Origin of the sequence: Mycobacterium sp. 852013-51886_SCH5428379 (genome assembly GCF_001665575.1) — a bacterium.
Classification (GTDB): Bacteria; Actinomycetota; Actinomycetes; order Mycobacteriales; family Mycobacteriaceae; genus Mycobacterium.
Genome location: NZ_LZSU01000037.1, coordinates 32,066 through 50,133, shown reverse-complemented (window position 1 = coordinate 50,133; position 18,068 = coordinate 32,066). Strand labels below are relative to the sequence as shown.

The following is an 18,068-nucleotide window of genomic DNA, read 5'->3' as shown; positions in this document are numbered from 1 at the left end:
TCCCGCGCCCCCGCGTTCGGCGCGTCTCACCAGGATAGATCGGGTTCGGGCGGGCCGCAGCGCAGCCCGATCGGCTCCGGGTCGAGGGTGACGGTGCGGCCGAGCCGGTCGGCGTCGGCGGGATCGGCGAACCGGACGGCGCCGGTGGTCCAGCGCCGGGCGCGGTTGAGGGCCCAGGTCGCCCGGCACGTCACCGCGGCGCCCGCGGTCACTGCCTGCGCGGTGCCGACGGCGGCGCTCTGCAGCAGGGCGGCCACCCCGGAGCGGGGCAGTACGGCGCGGCCTGCGGTGGTGACGAAGAATCGGCAGCGCCGCAGTACCTCCGGCGGGACGGGTCCGGTCCGCAGACGGTCGTCGGCGGCGCCGATCTCGGCGAGCAGTCGGTCCGCCGCGGCGCCCTGCACCCAGATGCCGACGTCCTCGCCGAGGAAACCGCTGACGGTGTGCAGCAGCGAACCGGCCGTGTGCCCGTCGGCGTCCACTTCGACGGCGACATCGGGCAGCGCATACCGCAGACCGGTGCGGCGGGCGTCGGGGTCGGTGATGCGCCGGGCGAGCGCGAGCGCCTCCCCGTTCTTGACCGCCGCCCGGTCGGCGACGTCCCTGCCCGCCCAGTCCGGCCCGTCATGCCAGGCGACGGCGTCCGCGGCGTGGTGCAGGACGGCGCCGCAGGCCGCCGCGCGATGGGCGAACTCCCAGTCCTCACCGCCGTACCCGACGAACGACGCGTCGAATCCGCCGACGTCGTCGAACAGGTCCGAGCTGCAGCACATCACCGAGCTGATGATGTACCGGTAGGACCGGTGATCGATGTGCAACAGGTTGTCGGTGGCGGCATAGGCGTCGAGGAGCCAGCGGGGGTCTGGGAGTGGCTCCGGCGGGCCGTCGGCGGGGATCGTCCCGAGGTGGGCGTAGCGCCGCCGGCCCACCACCAGGGCGTCGGGTAGCTGCGCGGGCAGCCGGGTCACCGCCCGCAGGTAGCCGGGTTCGGGCACGGTGTCGGCGTCGAGGAAGGACAGCACCGCGGCGTCTGCGGCCGCAGCGCCGAGGTTGCGGGCGGCGGCGGCCCGGAAGCCGAGGTCGTCTTGACGGACCAGGCGGATGTCCAGCGGTGAGCGGGGCAGCGTGGGGGCACACGGGGAGCCGTCGTCGGCCACGACCACTTGCACGAGCTGCGCCGGGTAGGTCTGGCCGGCCAGCGCGGCCAGCAGCAGGTCGAGCTGGCGCTGCTGGTTGTAGAAGGGGACGATCACCGCGACGGTGGGGTCGGTCCGGGCGGGGTCGAGGTGAGCAGCGATCAGGTCCCATCGGTTGCCGGGCACGGTGAAACGGCCGTCGTCCAGGGGTATCGCCCGGTCGGCGGAGGTCATCGATGCCACTGTTCCAGCAGGCCCGCGTACTGGCCGGCGGCGTCGGCCCGCGACGGGGTGCAGGTCGTGCCCGGCGGCAGCCACGTCACCGCAGGCCGGTCGAGGGTGGCCAGGAGCGCGTCCCGCAGGCCCGCGGGGGTGTCGGGATAGAGCAGGACGGCGTCCGGATTGCGCGCGTGCACCTCGCGGCTGTAGCGGTTGGCCGGTGCGAGCGGCCGCCTGCCGGCGCCGATCCAGGAGTTGAGCGAACCGGAGGCGGATACGTGCCGGTGCGGTGCGACCGGCACGGTGACCGCCTGCAGCGCGTGGGCGACCTCGTCATCGGGGAGGTGTCCGGTGACTCGGAAAGATCGTGCGCTGCGGGCACATTCGTCGGTCAGCTGGTCGACCAGGTCGGCGTGACCGGGCGAGGGCGCGCCCAGGGCGACGATCCCGACCTCGGGCACCAGTCCGGCCAGGGCGGCGACGACTTCGGCGTGGCCTTTGCCCGGATACAGAAAACCGAAGATGCCGACGGTCCGCGGGCCGTCGTGCGGTGGTGGTGAGGCGCTGACGGCCTGCACCGGTAGCGGCACCACGGCGACCCGGCGCGGTTGCAGGTCGTCCTCGGCCAACAGGATGCGTTCATGTTCGCTGTTGACGACCACCCCGTCGAGCAGGGCGACGACCTGGGCGTAGGCCGTCCGGCGCCGGTGGTGGTGCGTGCCGTCGGACGGCTGCGGCAGATCGTGCAGGGTTGCGGTCACCCGGCCACCGCGTCCCCGGATGCCATCCACCACCGCGCGCACCGCCTCGGCGGCCTCTTCCGGTGTACGGCCGAAGACGCGGTCGGTGAACTGCAGATGCAGCGCACCCTGCGGCGGCAACCGCAGCGCGGCGTCGGCATCGGCGGCCCGCAGGTGCGGATGATCGAATCCGTTGTCGCGCAGCGACTGTGCGAGATCAATGCCGAACCGGGTGACGCCGTGTTCGGCGGGGCCGACGATCAGATGGGTGACGGGGGTTGCAGCGGTCACCCGGCCACGCCCGCCGTCAGTCCGAGGAGGTCGAGGGTGCGTGCGTGTCGTTCGAAGGCCAGCGGGACGAACTCCGGATGGTCCCGGTACCACCGCAGCGCCGCGGTGTGCACCTCGTCAGGTGTCCAGCTGCGCTGCGGAGCTTGCCAATTCGGTCGCGGTGGCGTATCGATGCCCAACGCCGCAAGCACCCTGGCCTCCAGCGGTGCAATGATCGAGCCGAGCAGCGCCCGCGCCGGCGGGGTGACCGACAGTGTGACATTTTCATGACGCATCACTCGGCGGGCGAGGTCGGCCAGGACGCCGTTGCCCGGGTGGTTGATCGTGTGCGCGGCATCGGCGCCGTGTGCAGTCAGCACGTCGGAGACGCCCACATCGGTCTGGGCGCGTTCGCGGCGGGCGAGCTCCTCCCGGCTCGCCTCGGCCACCGCGCGCAATTGTGCCGCCGACACCTCGACGTCCCAGGCCGCGTCGGCGGGCCTGCCGTCGCGCGCGGCCACGATCGTGCGCAGGTCGTGGTACGGCAGCGGGTCAGGGGTGATCGAACGGTCGGCCGGATTGCGCACGATGGCCTGGAACGGGTAGAGCCCCGCGTATCGAATCACAGGCCACCGCACCACTTTTGATCCTCGGGGTAACCGTCCGGCGAGCTGGGCGGTACCGATCGGGAGGTCCCGGTAGTCATCTCGGATCGGCTGCGCGATGAGCACCGCGGTCTCGCGGAGCAGGTCGTCGAGGTGGCGCAGATCGGACTGCTGCAGCTCGTGGACCGGTGGGATGCGGGCGGTCCGGTACGGCCGCTGCGGCACCGCGTCGAGGATCAGCCGCAACGCCTCGGCCTGACAGTTGCCGACGACCAGCCACAGCGGCTCGGACGTCGGCGGCGGCGTCCCGGGCGGGCGGTAGAAGTCCCGGTAGTGCCACACCCGGCCCGCGTCAGCGTCGTTCACCACGTCGAGAGTAGGCGCCGATCGTGATACAAAGTCGTTGGCGCAATCGTCTAGCAAGGGGCGAGGGTGTGCCGCCCCTGCCTGCACGACGGATGGTCATTGATCGTAGTTGCCTCGGTCCCTGCTGCGCACCCTTACGTGCGCGCCATCACCGACCCTGAAAATGTTCTGCTGCTTGATGATCCACGTCCGATCGGCGCGACGTCGATCGACCAGTGGTGGCCGCCGCGGCTGCTCGACGCGATGTTCCTCACCGAGGAATTCGGGTACTTCGACGTCATGCACGTGCACTTCGGATACGACTCCACCCCGCCTGCCGCGCTGCGCGAGGTGGCCGGGGTGCTCGCCGAGCGCCGGGTGCCGCTGGTGGTGACCGTCCACGATCTGCACAACCCGCACTTCGCCGACCCCCGGGAACATCTGGCGAGGCTGGATGAGCTGATCCCGGCGGCCGACGGGGTCATCACCCTCACTCCGGGGGCGGCCGCCGCCATCGCCGAGCGGTGGGGCCGGCGCGCCGCGGTGATCCCGCACCCGCACGTACTGCCGCTCGACGGTATCGGCGCACACCGCCGGACCACCCCGACGCCGGTGGTCGCCGTGCACGCGAAGTCGTTGCGCGCCAACATCGATCCCCTGCCGGTACTCGAGGCCCTGCTCGCCGTCGACCAGCCCGCATGGCGACTGCGACTCGACGTCGACGAGGATGTGCGCCGCTCTCCCCGGGCCGGTGCGCTCACCGACGAGCGGCTCGCGGATCTGGCCGGACGCGGCGTCGACGTCCGCGTGCACCCGCGTTTCACCGACCGCGAACTGCAGGACTACCTCGGACAGATCGACGTCCTGGTGCTGCCGTACCGCTTCGGAACCCACTCCGGCTGGGTGGAGGCGTGTTACGACGCCGGCGTCGCCGCGATCGTCCCCGGGTGCGGTCACTTCCACGAACAGCACGGCGATCCGGTCTACCGCTTCGGCAGCGAACTCGCCGAGAGTCTGCGCGGTGCCGTCGACGAGGGACTTGCACTCGCCGAGCACCGCCGGGCGAACGCCGGTGAGCGAAGAGCGCTGCGGAAGCAGCAACTTCGGGAAGTCAGGCAGGAGACGACCGACCTCTACCGTGCGTTGCTCGCGCAGATATCCGCCGCGTGACCCGCGCGCTCCGGATCGCGCTGATCGCCTCGGCGCGCTACCCCGTGCGGCAGCCGTTCGCCGGCGGCCTCGAGGCGTTCGTGTACCAGTTCGCCCATGCCCTCACCGCCGCGGGACATTCGGTGACGATGTTCGCCGCGCCGGGCTCCGAGGTCGATCTGCCCTGGGAAGTGCTCCCGGTGCACACCCTGGAGATGTCCGACGCGTCCCGTGGAGACCCCTCGGTGCCGGACTGGGTGGTTCACGAGACGCACGCCTACCTGTCGGTGATGCTGAATCTTGCTGATCGGCTGCGGTATTCGTTCGACATCGTGCACAACCACAGCTTGCACTACCTCCCGCTGGCGATGGCGCGGACGCTGCCGGTGCCGATGCTGACCACGCTGCACACCCCGCCGCTCAAATGGCTCGAACAGGCCGTCGCCCTACCCGGCGGGGTGGCAGGCGAATTCGCCGCGGTCAGCGCGTTCACCGCCCGCCAGTGGGAACCGGTCAACGGGCCGGTGCCGGTCATTCCCAACGGCATCGATCTCGACGATTGGCTGCCCGGCACGGGCGGCGATTACGCGGTATGGAGCGGACGCCTGGTCCCGGAGAAGGGTCTGCCCGACGCGGTGGCCGCAGCCCGGCGGGCGGGGTTTCCCCTGCGGATCGCGGGCCCGATCGGGGACCCGGCCTACTTCGACCAGGAGGTGCGGCCGCTTCTGGGCGGGTCCGTGCTCTACGAGGGCCACCTGCGGCGCGACGAACTCAACGAACTCGTCGGCGGCGCCGCGGTCGCGCTGGTGACGCCGCGCTGGGAGGAGCCGTACGGCCTCGTCACCGCCGAGGCGCTCGCCTGCGGTACGCCCGTGGCCGCCGTCGCCCGCGGCGGCATCCCCGAGACGATCGACGATGCGAGCGGTCGGCTCGCGCCGCCAGGAGACGTCGAAGCCCTCGCCCAGGCGATGTGTGCGGCCGCACGGCTGCCCCGCGGGCCGGTCCGCGCCCGCGCGGAGGCGCACTGCTCACAGGCGGTGATGGTGGAGCGCTACCTGGCCCGCTACCGGCAGCTCATCGATGCCGCCGAGCCGGAGCGGGTGTCGGCGTGATCGGCTACTACGTGCACCACCACGGCCGCGGGCACCTGACCCGGGCGCTGGCCATCAGCGCGCATCTGAGCGAGAACGCGGTCTTCTTCTCCTCCCTGCCGCGGCCGGCCGGGCTGCGCGACGGGGATGACTGGGTGCGGCTACCGATGGACGTACCGGACCACCTCGCACCGGCCGGCGACCCCGTCGACCCGACGGCTCACGGCAGGCTGCACTGGGCGCCGGTCGGCGTGGACGGTCTCGCGGACCGGTCGGCGCTGCTGCTGGCCGCCATGGCGTCGGTGCGGCCGCGCCGGATGGTCGTCGACGTCTCGGTGGAGGTGGCGTTGCTGTGCCGGCTCGCCGGTGTCCCGGTGACCGTCATGGCGATGCCGGGCGACCGCGACGACGCCGTCCACGGGCTGGCCTACGACATCGCCGAGGCGATCGTCGCCCCGTGGTCCGACGACGTCTACCGCCCGCAGTGGCTGCATCGGTACGACACCCGGACCCACTACGTGGGCGTGATCAGCCGCTTCGACGGGATGGCGCCGGCCCCGCCGTCGGACGGTCCACGGACCGGTCTGCTGCTGGCCGGAGCGGGTGGTTCGGAAGTGCCCCGGGACGCCCTGGATCAGCTGCGGCACGCAGCGCCCGGCCACCGGTGGGTGGCCGCGGGTGGTGACGGCGGGTGGATCGACGACCTGTGGCCGGTGCTCACCGGCGCCGACGTCGTGATCACCCACGCCGGGCAGAACGCGGTCGCCGACGTGTCGACGGCGCGCGTGCCCGCCGTGGTGATTCCGCAGCAGCGGCCGTTCCGGGAGCAGCACGCGACCGCGATCGCCCTCGCCGAGGCGGGTGTCGCCGTCACCGCACCGGCATGGCCGTCGCCCGGCGATTGGCCGGAGCTGCTGGCCGCCACCGCGGCCCTCGACCCCACCCGGTGGGAACGCCTGCGCGGCCGGGGCGCCGCAGCGCGGGCGGCCGCGGTGATCTCGGCATGACCGTCGCGGTGGTGACCGTCGCTCACGGCCGGCACCGGCATCTGCGACTGCAGGACGCGGGACTGCGCCGGTCGACGCTGCGGCCGGAGCTGCGCATCGTGGTCGCGATCGACGATCCCGGCATCGCCGCCGTGGTGGACCCGACCGCCGTGGTGATCGACTGTCCCACAACGCCGTCGGGCCTACCGCTGGCGCAAGCCCGCAACCTCGGCGCCGCCGCCGCCCTGGAGCGCGGCGCCGACGTGCTGACCTTCCTCGACGTCGACTGCATCCCGGGCGACGCACTCGTCGGCCGGTACGCCGAGGTCTGTGCCGATGCCGCCGGGCCGGCATTGTTCAGCGGACCGGTCACCTATCTGCCGCCGCCCGGCGATGACGGCTATCGGGTCGGGGACCTCGCCGCGATGACGCGACCGCATCCGGGCCGGCCGGTCCCCGGTCCGGACGAACTGATCATCGCCGACGGTCACGATCTGTTCTGGTCGCTGTCATTCGCGGTGACGGCCGAGACGTGGCGGCTGCTCGGCGGATTCTGCGAGGAGTACACCGGATACGGCGGTGAGGACACCGATTTCGGCGCCGTCGCGCACGAGCGCGGGGTCCCGCTGGTCTGGGTGGGCGGTGCGCATGCTTACCACCAGCACCACCCGGTCTCCGACCCGCCCGTCGAACACCTCGCGGAGATCGTCGCCAACGCCCAGACCTTCCACCGGCGCTGGGACCGGTGGCCGATGCCGGGGTGGCTGGACGGATTCGAGCGGGCCGGTTTGATCTCGCGGCGCGGTGGAGACATCGTTCTCACACCTTCCTGAAAGGACCTCGAGTGGCCGCCTTCACGATGCTGCTGGTCCTCATGGCGGCCACCGTCGTCCTGGCGCCCCTCGCTGAACGCTGGTCGCTGCCCTATCCGGCGGTGCTGCTGGCGTTCGGTCTGCTGCTGGCCTTCGTCCCCGGCATTCCGGTGCCGACCCCGCCCCCGGAGCTGATCCTCCCGCTGGTGCTGCCGCCGCTGCTGTTCGCCGCCGCCCGTCGCACGTCCTGGCGGGAGTTCCTGGACAACCGGCGCCCGATCATGCTGCTGGCCGTCGCGCTGGTCGCCGTCACCGCGTTCGCCGTCGGCGCCACCCTGCACGCGCTGGTGCCGACCGTTCCCCTGATCGCGGCGATCGCACTCGGGGCGGCCGTCGCGCCGCCGGACCCGATCGCGGCGACGGCCGTCGCGCGCAAACTCGGTATCCCGCGAAGGCTGCGCACCATCCTGGAGGGGGAGGGGCTGTCCAACGATGCGACCGCCCTGGTCCTCTACGAGGTCGCGGTGGCCGCCACGCTGACCGGCGCGGTCTCACCGTTGGGGACCGCGAAGGCGTTCGGGCTGGCGGTGGTGCTGGGCGTGCTGATCGGACTGGTGATCGCGGCGGCCGCCCGGTTCCTCGTCACCCGGCTGCCCGCGCACCCCGCAGGCAGCGCGCTGGTGTTGGTGGTGCCGTTCGTGGCGTACGCCGCCGCCGACGCGGCGCACGGCAGCGGGGTGCTCGCAGTGGTGACGGTGGCGCTGGCGCTCAGCCGCTACGGCGACGCCGAATCCTCCAAGACCCGGCTGGTGACCGGCACCACCTGGGAGATCGTCGAACTGCTCGTCACCGGTGCGGCATTCGCGTTCGTCGGGCTCGAACTCCGGGCAGTCGCGATGAGCATTGATGCACCGCTGAGCGGGCTGATCCGCGACGCTCTGGTGATCACCCTCGTCGTCATCGTCATCCGGTTCCTGTGGATCTTCCCGGTGGCAGGCATCGACGAACGGCTGCACCGGCGCAAGAGCCATATCGCCGAACCCATCGGCTGGCGCGAGATGACGGTGTCCTCCTGGGCGGGGATGCGCGGGGTGGTGACACTGGCCGCGGTGCTGGCGCTGCCGCCGGAGTTCCCGGAACGGGATCGCCTGGTGTTCTTCGCCTTCGTCGTCATCGTGGTGACGCTGCTGCTGCAGGGGCTGACGCTGCCGACGCTGGTGCGGCGGCTCGGTGTGCGCGCCGACGACGGCGAACACGACGACGCGTTCCAGGAGCTGTTGCGGCGGGCGCGGGAAGCCGGCTTCACCCGGCTCGACGAACTGGCCGACCGTGACGGCGCCGACGCCGAGGCGATCGACCGCGCGCGGGACAACGCCGATCGCATGTGGCAGGCGATGGGTTACGAACCCGCCGATTCGCCGGGCGACCAGGGTGAACACGCTGGGCGAGTGAACGACCTCAAGGATGAAATGCTCTCTGCGGCAAGGGATGCTGTCGTAGCGGCCCGCTCGGAATCCGGCATCGATCCGACGGTCGTGGACCTGGTGCTGCGCCGCCTCGACGCCCGCGGCCGGCAGCCCGAGTGACCGGCCGGATAAAACTCACCGCGATTTCATCGCTTCCGCCCAGGTCAGGCGGACCGGTACCAATAGCCGGGTGAACGCCGCGCGGTCCGACCACTGCTGTCGCTGACGCCTGCCTTCCCTTCTCTTCTCCGCTCCAGCCCTCCCCATCGAAGGTCGTCACAGTGTCGGTGTTCGTCCCCAGCACCCCGGCTATCGCCTCGGACGAGTCGCGGTCGCGCGCGTCCGGTGCCGTGCCGGCCGCCGGGCGGTGGCGCGGCCGGCTGATCCGCGCCGCGCTGCCGCTGATCTCGGTGGCCGTGTTCTTCGGGCTCTGGCAGCTCGCCGCCGCCAGCGGGGTCTGGAACCAGACCTTCGTGCCCTACCCGGCGACCGTGTGGCAGGCCTTCGTCGACGTCTCCACCACCCACGACGGGGTTCGCGGCTACGCGGGCTACCTACTGTGGGAGCACCTGTACATGACGCTGCGCCGGGTGCTGGTGGGCGTCGTCATCGGTGTCGCGGCCGGGGTGACGCTCGGGCTCGTGATGGGGTCGATCAGCTGGGTGCGCGGCGTCCTCGAACCATGGTTGACGTTCCTTCGGGCGCTGCCGCCGCTGGCGTACTTCTTCCTGCTGGTGATCTGGCTCGGCATCGACGAGGCGCCGAAGATCACGCTGCTCGCGCTCGCGGCCCTGCCGCCGGCGGCGGTCGCGACCACGGCCGCCGTGCTGGCCGCGCCGGTCGGGCTCGTCGAGGCCGCCCGCGCCCTGGGGGCGTCGCGCGCCGAGGTGATCCGCGATGTCGTGGTCCCCTCAGCGCTGCCCGAGACCTTCACCGGCGTCCGGCTCGCGGTCGGCATGGCCTATTCCTCGGTGGTCGCCGCCGAACTGTTCAACGGCCTGCCCGGAATCGGCGGCGTGGTCAAGGACGCCAGCAACTACAACAACACCCCCGTCGTCCTCGTCGGCATCTTCGCCATCGGGATCTCGGGTCTGGTCATCGACGGTCTACTGCGTGCGCTGGAACGCCGCAGTGTCCCCTGGATCGGAAGAACCTAGAAAGGTCTAGAACACCATGAGGATCAAATCGATTGCGGTCGTGGCGGTTATGTTGCTCGCGCTGGCCGGGTGCTCGGTCGAGAAGGGGCAGGACGCCGAGAAGCCGACGATCCGCATCGCCTACCAGAGCTTCCCGAGCGGCGACCTGATCGTGAAGAACAACGGCTGGCTCGAGGACGCGCTGCCCGACTACAACATCAAGTGGACGAAGTTCGACTCCGGCGCCGACGTCAACACCGCGTTCATCGCCAAGGAGGTCGACTTCGGCGCGCTCGGCTCGAGCCCGGTGGCGCGCGGGCTGTCAGCACCGCTGAACATCCCGTACAAGGTGGCGTTCGTCCTCGACGTCGCCGGCGACAACGAGGCACTGGTCGCGCGCAACGGCAGCAACATCACCACGATCCCCGAGCTGCGCGGTAAGCGGATCGGCACCCCGTTCGCGTCGACCGCGCACTACAGCCTGCTGGCCGCGCTGGATCAGAACGGACTGTCGCCGGCCGACGTGCAGCTGGTGGACCTCCAACCGCAGGCCATCCTGGCGGCGTTCGAACGCGGTGACATCGATGCGGCCTACTCGTGGCTGCCGACCCTCGATCAGCTGCGCGCGTCGGGCACGGACCTGATCACCAGCAGGCAGCTGGCCCGCGACGGGAAGCCCACGCTCGACCTGGCCGTGGTCGCCGACGAGTTCGCCGACGCCCATCCGGACGTCGTCGACATCTGGCGCCAGCAGGAGGCCCGGGCCCTCAACGTCATCAAGGACGATCCGGACGCCGCGGCCACCGCCATCGCCGCTGAAATCGGCCTGACCGCCGACGAGGTCAAGGGGCAGCTCGCCCAGGGTGTCTACCTGACGCCCGCCGAGGTGGCGTCGCCGGAATGGCTTGGCTCCGATGGCAATCCGGGCAACATCGCGGCCAATCTGGAAAGTGCGTCGCAGTTCCTCGCCGAGCAGAAGCAGATCCCGGCCGCCGCGCCGCTGCAGACGTTCCAGGACGCGATCTACACCAGGGGGCTGCCCGGTGCCATCACCCAGTGACGGGACGGTCGAACTGCGCGGGGTGACCCACCGCTACGGCACGGGCGGTGGCGAGGTCACCGCGGTCGGGCCCGTCGACCTGACCGTCGCGCCAGGGTCGTTCCTGGTGCTGGTCGGCGCGTCCGGCTGCGGTAAGAGCACCCTGCTGCGGCTGCTCGCCGGCTTCGAATCGCCCAGCGAGGGCGCGGTGGAGGTGTCGGGCACGGCGCCCACCCCCGGAGTGAGCGCCGGTGTGGTGTTCCAGCAGCCGCGGCTGTTCCCGTGGCGCACCGTCGGCGGCAACGTCGACCTCGCCCTGAAATACGCCGGGGTGCCGCGGGGGCAGCGCGCCGAGCGTCGCGAACAGCTGCTGGCGCGGGTGGGGCTCGAGGGCACCGCGGGCCGGCGGATCTGGGAGATCAGCGGCGGTCAGCAGCAGCGCGTCGCGATCGCCCGGGCCCTGGCCGCAGAAACCCCGCTGTTCCTGCTCGACGAACCCTTCGCCGCGCTCGACGCGCTCACCCGCGAGCGGCTGCAGGAGGATCTGCGTCAGGTCAGCGCCATCTCTGGCCGCACGACGGTCTTCGTCACCCACAGCGCCGACGAGGCCGCGTTCCTCGGCTCGCGGATCGTCGTGCTGACCCGCAGGCCGGGTCGGATCGCGCTGGACCTGGACGTCGACCTGCCGCGCAGCAGCGTGGACCCCGACGACCTGCGCCGGTCCCGGGAGTACTCCGAGTTGCGTGCCGAAGTGGGCCGCGCGGTGAAGGCGGCGGCTCAGCCGTCGAGCGCGACGCTGAAGTAGGTCCCCTGGTCAGAAGCCTGGGATAGGCAGGTCAGACGGGCGGATAGGCGGGCGGCGGGAAGCCGCCGCCGGGTCCCGAGATGCCGCGCAGGCCCCAGCCGAGGTAGCTGAAGAAGAACTCGATCTCGTCGCTCGCGTCGTAATCGGGATTCGGATCCATCGCATACCTCCGTCGAACGCGGGCGTTTGGCCCAGTTTAGACCCGATGCGCCCGGCTCAAACAGTGAGTTCGGGCTATTGCTTAGACTGATCAACCAGCCAGTTGATTGATACCCGTCGATTGAGAGTCGCCATGTCCCGACACCTCGGCAACGAGACCACCCCCAACGGGTCGTCCCGTCGCGACGAACTGTTGCGCGTGGCCACCAAACTATTCGCCGCCCGGGGCTACCACGGCACCCGGATGGACGACGTCGCCGACGCCGTCGGCCTGAACAAGGCGACGGTGTACCACTACTACGCGAGCAAATCGCTGATCCTCTGGGACATCTACCGGGGCGCGGCCGACTTCACCGTCGAGGCGTTGCACGACGATCCGACGGCCTCGGCCCGCGAGGTGATCTACCACTACACGCGGCGACTGATGGTCGGCATCGCCAGCGACCTCGAACGGGCCGCGGTGTACTTCCAGGAGGGCCCCTACATCAGCGAGTGGTTCACCGACGAGCAGGTCGCCTACATCCGCGAAAAGGAGACCCAGGTCTACGAACACGTTCGCGACGTCATCGACCGCGGTATCGCCAGCGGCGAGTTCTACGAGTGCGACTCCCACGTGCTGGCGCTGGGCTACATCGGGATGACGTTGGGGTCGTACCGGTGGTTGCGCCCGCAGGGCCGGCGCACTGCGCCCGAGATCGCCGCCGAGTTCAGCACCGCCCTGCTGCGCGGTCTGATCAAGGACGAGACGGTACGCGCGGAATCGCCTCTGGGCGTTGATGATTCGGCGCAGGCCCGATGAGCGCCGGCATGTTCTCCCTCGACGGCAAAGTCGCGGTGGTCACCGGCGGCGGCCGTGGGATCGGTGTGATGATGGCGCGCGGTCTGCTCGAGGCCGGCGCCGCGGTGTACCTGTCCAGCCGTAAAGAGGCCGAACTCGACGCGGCCGTCGCCGAACTGTCGCCGCTGGGCCGGGTGACCGCGGTGCCGGCAGACCTGGGCACCGCCGAGGGCGTGCAGACGCTCACCGACGCGCTCACCGCGCGCGAGGACGCCGTGCACGCGCTGTTCAACAACGCGGGCGCGAACTGGGGAGCGCCGTTCGAGGAGTTCCCCGAATCCGGGTTCGACCGGGTCTTCGACGTCAACGTCAAGGGCGTCTTCCTACTCACCCGCGCGCTGGTACCGCTCCTGACCGCGGGCGCCACCGACACCGACCCGGCGCGGGTGATCAACACTGGAAGTGTCGACGGGTTCTTCACCCCGGAGAAGGGCCGCAACAACTTCTCCTATGCGGCGAGCAAGGCCGCCGTGCACATGCTGACCAAACACCTCGCGACCGAACTGGCCCCCAGGATCCTGGTCAACGCGATCGCACCGGGGCTGTTCCCGTCGCGGATGACCAAGGTGCTGCTCGCCGCCGGTGAGGAAGCCGTCGGTGCGGCACTGCCGCTCGGCCGCGTCGGGATAGCCGACGACATGGCCGGGATCGCGGTGTTCCTGGCCAGCCGGGCCAGCAGTTACATCACCGGGGCGATCATCCCGGTCGACGGCGGAGTCAGCACGATCCGCTAGGCGAACTCGATCACCTGCCGGACTGTCCTGCCCTCGGCGAGGCGATCCATGGCGGTATTGATGTCCTCGAGCGGAATCGTCGAGGAGACAAGGGTTTCCACCGGCAGCCGGCCTTCCCGCCACAGGTGGACGAAGCGGGGGATGTCGCGCGCGGGTACGGCCGAACCCAGATAGCTGCCGATCAGCGAGCGGCCCTCGGCCACCAGCCCCAACGGCGACACTTCGATGCGCGCGTCGGGGTGCGGCAGGCCGACGGTGATCGTCCGTCCGCCGGGCGCGGTGTGGGCGATCGCCGTCTCGAGTGCCGAGGCATGCCCGACGGCTTCGATCACCACCTCCGCCTTGACGTTTCGTTCGGCGGCCTCCTCCGGGCTGTAGGCGGCGTTGATGCCCATCGACCGCGCCCGCTCGAGCTTGTCCTCGAGCCGGTCGATGCCGATGACGTCGACGCCGTCGAACGACATCGCGGTGATCATCGCCGCCATCCCGACGCCACCGAGGCCGACGATCGCGACGGTCTGCCCCGGCTTCGGTTGACCGACGTTGAGTACGGCGCCGCCGCCGGTGAGCACCGCGCAGCCGAGCAGGGAGGCGACCACGGGCGGCACCTCCTCGCCGACGGGCACCACCGAGTGCCGGTCGACGACGGCGTGGGTGGCGAAACCCGACACCCCGAGGTGGTGGAACACCGGCTCGCCGTCGCGGCGCAGCCGGATGTCGCCGTTCATCAGGGTGCCGGCGGCGTTCGCGGCGCTACCCGGTTCGCACGGGGTGAGCCCGTCGGTCGCGCACGCCGCGCACCGACCGCAGCGGGGCAGGAACGTCATCACCACGCGCTGGCCGACGGCGAGATCGGACCCACCGGGGCCGATCTCCTCCACGACGCCGGCTGCCTCGTGGCCGAGCAGCATCGGTACCGGCCGCACCCGGTTGCCGTCGACCACCGACAGGTCGGAGTGGCACAGGCCGGCGGCCTCGATGCGGATCAGCAGTTCGTCCGGGCCGGGTGGTGCCAGCTCGAGATCGGTGACGGTCAAAGGGGTCGACTGGGCAAAGGGGCCCGGACGGCCGATCTCCTCGAGTACGGCGCCGCGGATGGTGATCGTCATGACCTCCAGACTGCCCGTACTGCGAGACTGCAACCATGCCCCGCGACAACTCGAGCCATTCCAGCGGCGATTTCCCGGTGCACTGGCCGGTCACCACGCGGTGGACCGACAACGACATGTTCGGCCACCTCAACAACGCGGTGTACTACGCGCTGTTCGACACCGCGATCAACGGCTGGATCGGCACGACGGCCGGGGTGGATCCGGTGTCCGCGCCGTGGCTGGGGGTGGTGGCCGAGTCGGGCTGTCAGTACTTCTCCGAACTGCGGTTCCCGGATCCGCTGACGGTCGGGTTGGCGGTGGCGCGGCTGGGCACCAGCAGCGTGACGTACCGGCTGGCGTTGTTCGGTGCGGGCGAGACCTCGCTCGCGGCGCTGGGGCACTGGGTGCACGTGTATGTCGACCGCGACACCCGCAGGCCGGTGCCGATCCCGGACGCCATCCGCACGCTGCTCCAGACGGCGGTGGTGACGTAGATATGCTCCCCGCATGCCGCTCGTGAGTAAGACCGTCGAGGTCGAGGCGCCCGCCGAGGCGATCATGGCGATCGTCGCCGACTTCGAGAAGTACCCGGAGTGGAACCCCGAGATCAAGGGCTGCTGGATCCTGGCGCGCTACAACGACGGCCGGCCCAGCCAGCTGCGCCTGGACGTCGAGGTGCAGGGCCAGGCGGGCACGTTCATCACGGCCGTCTACTACCCGGGCGAGAACCAGATCTTCACGCTGCTGCAGCAGGGCGACCACTTCACCAAGCAGGAGCAGAAGTTCTCGGTGGTGCCGATCGGCGCGACGTCGCTGCTGACGGTGGATCTGGACGTCGAGACGAAGTTGGCGATCCCGGGCCCCATGATCAAGAAGGCGATCGGGGACACGCTCGACTACCTGGCCGGCAACCTCAAGTCGCGCGCGGAGCAGATGGCCGCGGGCGCCTAGCTACTGATCCCACAGCCCGATCTGTTCCAGCCGCGCGATCAGGCGTGCGGCGCCGTCGGTGAACTGTGCCCGGGTCAGCCGTCCCACCGTCTCCCGGTCCCCGCGGCGCAGCGCCTCGATCAACTCGCGGTGGCTCGCCACCGCCTCGGCACCCCAGCCCGGATCCGACGTGTACACCAGCGACGGCAGATACCGCGCGACATGCAGCAGGAACCACGCCAGTTTGATTCGCCCGCTGGCCTGGTTGAAGACCCGGTGGAACGCGAACTCTGCGGCCGCCACCTCCGCCGGATCGCGCTGCTCGACCGCCGTCGCCAACGCCGCATTCAGCCGCTCCAACTCGTCGAGCTGCGCCGCGGTGATCCGCTGCGCTGTCGAGCCGGCCAACTCCTCGGCGATCGTGGCCTGCAGCCAGAAGATGTCTTCGACGTCGCCGCGGGTCATCGGGATCACGACATGACCGCGATGCGGTTCCAGCTGCACCAACCCCTCACCGCGCAGCGTCCGTAACGCCTCCCGGATCGGGGTGATGCTGACGCCCAGCCGCGCCGCGGTCTCGTCGAGGCGCACGAACGTCCCCGGCCGCAGCACGCCCGTCATGATCTCGGCGCGCAGTTGCTCGGCGACCGTATCGGGGAGTTGTTGGCGGTGCCGCGGCAGGCGCGAGGGTCGCGGTCTGACTGGCGCGTTCACAATTCCTGCGGCCTCCGGTGCGGATCAGGCGTGGGTTGTCTGGAACAAACCGGGGCCATAGTGTGACCGGGGCCATCCAATGTTTGATCAAATATCAACGACATGCAAGCCGACTTGAGAGGGTTCCGCCGTTGAATCCTGAGCCCTCCGCCGTGGAACAGCCGTACCTGGCGCGCCGGCAGAACTGGACCAATCAACTGGCGCGCCACGCCCTCATGCAGCCGAGCGAGACCGCGCTGCGCTACCTCGGCCGCACCACCACCTGGGGTGAGCTCGACGAGCGGGTCACCAAGCTGGCCGGCGCACTGAGCCGCCGCGGCGTCGGTTTCGGGGACCGGGTGCTGGTCCTGATGCTCAACCGCACGGAGTTCATCGAGTCCTTCCTGGCCGTGAACAAGCTCGGCGCGATCGCGGTGCCGGTCAACTTCCGCATGACGCCCCCGGAGATCGCGTTCCTGGTCAGCGACTGCGAAGCCCGCGTCGTCATCACCGAATCGGTACTCGCCCCCGTCGCCACCGCGGTGCGCGCCCTCGACGGCACGCTGGAGACGGTCATCGTCGCGGGTGGAGCCTCCGAAGATGGAGTGCTCGGCTACGACGACCTCATCGCCGAACCGGGCCTGGACCCCGAACCGGTCGACATCCCCAACGACGCCCCCGCGCTGATCATGTACACCTCGGGCACCACCGGGCGGCCCAAGGGCGCGGTGCTCACCCACGTCAACCTCGCCGGACAGGCGATGACGTTCCTGTTCACCAACGGCGTCGACCTCAACAGCGACGTCGGGTTCATCGGGGTGCCGCTGTTCCACATCGCCGGTATCGGCAACACCATCGTGGGCCTGCTGCTGGGTCGGCCGACGGTGCTCTACCCGCTCGGCGCCTTCGATCCGGGCGCCCTGCTCGACGTCCTCGCCGAGGAGAAGGTCACCGGGATCTTCCTGGTCCCCGCGCAGTGGCAGGCGGTGTGCGCCGCCCAGCGCGCCCAGCCCCGCGACCTCAAACTGCGGACGCTGTCCTGGGGCGCCGCCCCCGCATCCGACACCCTGCTGCGCGAGATGGCAGAGACCTTCCCCGGCACCCAGATCCTCGCCGCGTTCGGCCAGACCGAGATGTCACCGGTCACCTGCATGCTGCTGGGCGACGACGCCCTGCGGAAGCTGGGTTCGGTCGGCAAGGTGATCCCGACCGTCGCGGCACGCGTGGTCGACGAGGACATGAACGACGTGCCGATCGGCCAGGTGGGCGAGATCGTCTACCGCGCTCCGACGCTCATGGCCGGCTACTGGAACAATCCGAAGGCCACGGCCGAGGCCTTCGCCGGCGGCTGGTTCCACTCGGGGGACCTCGTCCGTCAGGACGAGGAAGGCTATATCTGGGTCGTCGACCGCAAGAAGGACATGATCATCTCCGGCGGCGAGAACATCTACTGCGCCGAGGTCGAGAACGTCCTCGCCGCGCATCCCGCGATCGCCGAGGTGGCCGTCATCGGCCGCAGCCACGACAAGTGGGGTGAGGTTCCCGTCGCGGTCGCGGCGGTCACGGACCAGGCGCTGACACTGACGGATCTCGACGCGTTCCTCAGCGACCGACTGGCGCGATACAAGCATCCGAAGGCCCTCGAGATCGTCGAGGCACTGCCGCGGAACCCTGCTGGCAAAGTCCTCAAGACCGAGCTGCGTCAGCGGTTCTCGGACCCCCAATCAGTTGACGCGACCGAAAGTTCCCCTGCCGCAACGGCTTCGGCCGCAGAGCCGGCGAGCTAGCCCATGCCGAAAACCTTGATAACGGTTGGTTGGCCAA

19 protein-coding genes are annotated in these 18,068 nt (G+C 70.5%); 13 read left to right on the top strand and 6 right to left on the bottom strand.

Translation table 11 applies throughout. The features are described 5' to 3' along the window. Positions 1–26: 26 nt before the first annotated feature. Genes A5757_RS16460 through A5757_RS16450 form a run of 3 tightly spaced genes read right to left on the bottom strand, consistent with a single transcriptional unit; the run spans position 27 to position 3,336 of the window. Positions 27–1,370, bottom strand: coding sequence for a glycosyltransferase (locus A5757_RS16460; protein WP_066836141.1), 1,344 nt, complete (start codon positions 1,368–1,370; stop codon positions 27–29). After that, on the bottom strand, positions 1,367–2,386 hold the full coding sequence (locus tag A5757_RS16455; RefSeq protein ID WP_082929508.1) for a hypothetical protein: 1,020 nt from the start codon (positions 2,384–2,386) through the stop codon (positions 1,367–1,369). Before A5757_RS16455 ends, A5757_RS16460 begins: the two co-directional genes overlap by 4 nt. After that, on the bottom strand, positions 2,383–3,336 hold the full coding sequence (locus A5757_RS16450) for a WcbI family polysaccharide biosynthesis putative acetyltransferase (RefSeq protein ID WP_231984021.1): 954 nt from the start codon (positions 3,334–3,336) through the stop codon (positions 2,383–2,385). Before A5757_RS16450 ends, A5757_RS16455 begins: the two co-directional genes overlap by 4 nt. A gap of 138 nt (positions 3,337–3,474) precedes the next feature. On the opposite strand from A5757_RS16450, the gene A5757_RS16445 reads away from it, so the two are divergent. From A5757_RS16445 to A5757_RS16410, 8 genes are all read left to right on the top strand, one after another. Continuing rightward, positions 3,475–4,485, top strand: a complete 1,011-nt coding sequence (locus tag A5757_RS16445) for a glycosyltransferase (RefSeq protein WP_197497360.1) — start codon at positions 3,475–3,477, stop codon at positions 4,483–4,485. Next, positions 4,482–5,576 (top strand): glycosyltransferase, encoded by a 1,095-nt coding sequence (locus tag A5757_RS16440; RefSeq protein WP_066836011.1) that lies wholly within the window; start codon positions 4,482–4,484, stop codon positions 5,574–5,576. The genes A5757_RS16445 and A5757_RS16440 overlap by 4 nt, the downstream gene beginning before the upstream one ends. Then, positions 5,573–6,562, top strand: coding sequence for a glycosyltransferase (locus A5757_RS16435; protein ID WP_066836009.1), 990 nt, complete (start codon positions 5,573–5,575; stop codon positions 6,560–6,562). The genes A5757_RS16440 and A5757_RS16435 overlap by 4 nt, the downstream gene beginning before the upstream one ends. Further along, entirely contained in the window at positions 6,559–7,374 is an 816-nt protein-coding gene (locus tag A5757_RS16430) for a glycosyltransferase family 2 protein (protein ID WP_066836138.1), read from the top strand. The genes A5757_RS16435 and A5757_RS16430 overlap by 4 nt, the downstream gene beginning before the upstream one ends. An 11-nt stretch (positions 7,375–7,385) precedes the next feature. After that, complete coding sequence (locus A5757_RS16425) at positions 7,386–8,939, top strand: Na+/H+ antiporter (protein WP_231984020.1); 1,554 nt, start codon at positions 7,386–7,388, stop codon at positions 8,937–8,939. Between the two features lie 161 nt (positions 8,940–9,100). After that, positions 9,101–9,976, top strand: coding sequence for an ABC transporter permease (locus A5757_RS16420; RefSeq protein WP_082929507.1), 876 nt, complete (start codon positions 9,101–9,103; stop codon positions 9,974–9,976). 16 nt (positions 9,977–9,992) lie between these two features. Continuing rightward, positions 9,993–11,015 (top strand): ABC transporter substrate-binding protein, encoded by a 1,023-nt coding sequence (locus tag A5757_RS16415; RefSeq protein ID WP_066836007.1) that lies wholly within the window; start codon positions 9,993–9,995, stop codon positions 11,013–11,015. Then, a complete protein-coding gene (locus tag A5757_RS16410; RefSeq protein ID WP_066836004.1) occupies positions 10,999–11,799 on the top strand; it encodes an ABC transporter ATP-binding protein in 801 nt (266 codons plus the stop codon). Before A5757_RS16415 ends, A5757_RS16410 begins: the two co-directional genes overlap by 17 nt. Before the next feature lie 31 nt (positions 11,800–11,830). On the opposite strand, the gene A5757_RS23250 is transcribed toward A5757_RS16410, so the two are convergent. Beyond that, the gene (locus A5757_RS23250) at positions 11,831–11,959 is read right to left on the bottom strand and encodes a hypothetical protein (RefSeq protein ID WP_156618462.1); all 129 of its coding nucleotides are present in this window, start codon (positions 11,957–11,959) and stop codon (positions 11,831–11,833) included. A gap of 132 nt (positions 11,960–12,091) precedes the next feature. On the opposite strand from A5757_RS23250, the gene A5757_RS16405 reads away from it, so the two are divergent. Then, complete coding sequence (locus A5757_RS16405) at positions 12,092–12,757, top strand: TetR/AcrR family transcriptional regulator (RefSeq protein WP_066836002.1); 666 nt, start codon at positions 12,092–12,094, stop codon at positions 12,755–12,757. Then, positions 12,754–13,530 carry an SDR family oxidoreductase gene (locus tag A5757_RS16400; protein ID WP_066836000.1) on the top strand — a complete coding sequence of 259 codons (777 nt, stop codon included), beginning with the start codon at positions 12,754–12,756 and terminating at the stop codon, positions 13,528–13,530. The genes A5757_RS16405 and A5757_RS16400 overlap by 4 nt, the downstream gene beginning before the upstream one ends. Here the strand turns inward: A5757_RS16400 and A5757_RS16395 are convergent. Further along, positions 13,527–14,639, bottom strand: coding sequence for an alcohol dehydrogenase catalytic domain-containing protein (locus tag A5757_RS16395; RefSeq protein ID WP_066835995.1), 1,113 nt, complete (start codon positions 14,637–14,639; stop codon positions 13,527–13,529). The two genes, A5757_RS16400 and A5757_RS16395, sit on opposite strands and share 4 nt — an antisense overlap. A 35-nt stretch (positions 14,640–14,674) precedes the next feature. Here A5757_RS16395 and A5757_RS16390 point away from each other — a divergent pair, with 35 nt between their 5' ends. Continuing rightward, positions 14,675–15,115: a thioesterase family protein gene (locus A5757_RS16390; RefSeq protein WP_066835993.1), complete on the top strand. Its 441-nt coding sequence runs from the start codon at positions 14,675–14,677 to the stop codon at positions 15,113–15,115. A gap of 13 nt (positions 15,116–15,128) precedes the next feature. Continuing rightward, on the top strand, positions 15,129–15,572 hold the full coding sequence (locus A5757_RS16385) for an SRPBCC family protein (protein ID WP_066835991.1): 444 nt from the start codon (positions 15,129–15,131) through the stop codon (positions 15,570–15,572). Here A5757_RS16385 and A5757_RS16380 read toward each other — a convergent pair whose 3' ends face one another. After that, on the bottom strand, positions 15,573–16,265 hold the full coding sequence (locus A5757_RS16380; RefSeq protein ID WP_066835989.1) for a GntR family transcriptional regulator: 693 nt from the start codon (positions 16,263–16,265) through the stop codon (positions 15,573–15,575). Positions 16,266–16,396: 131 nt separating this feature from the next. On the opposite strand from A5757_RS16380, the gene fadD5 reads away from it, so the two are divergent. Next, complete coding sequence (gene fadD5, locus A5757_RS16375) at positions 16,397–18,031, top strand: fatty-acid--CoA ligase FadD5 (RefSeq protein ID WP_066835987.1); 1,635 nt, start codon at positions 16,397–16,399, stop codon at positions 18,029–18,031. Positions 18,032–18,068 lie beyond the last annotated feature (37 nt).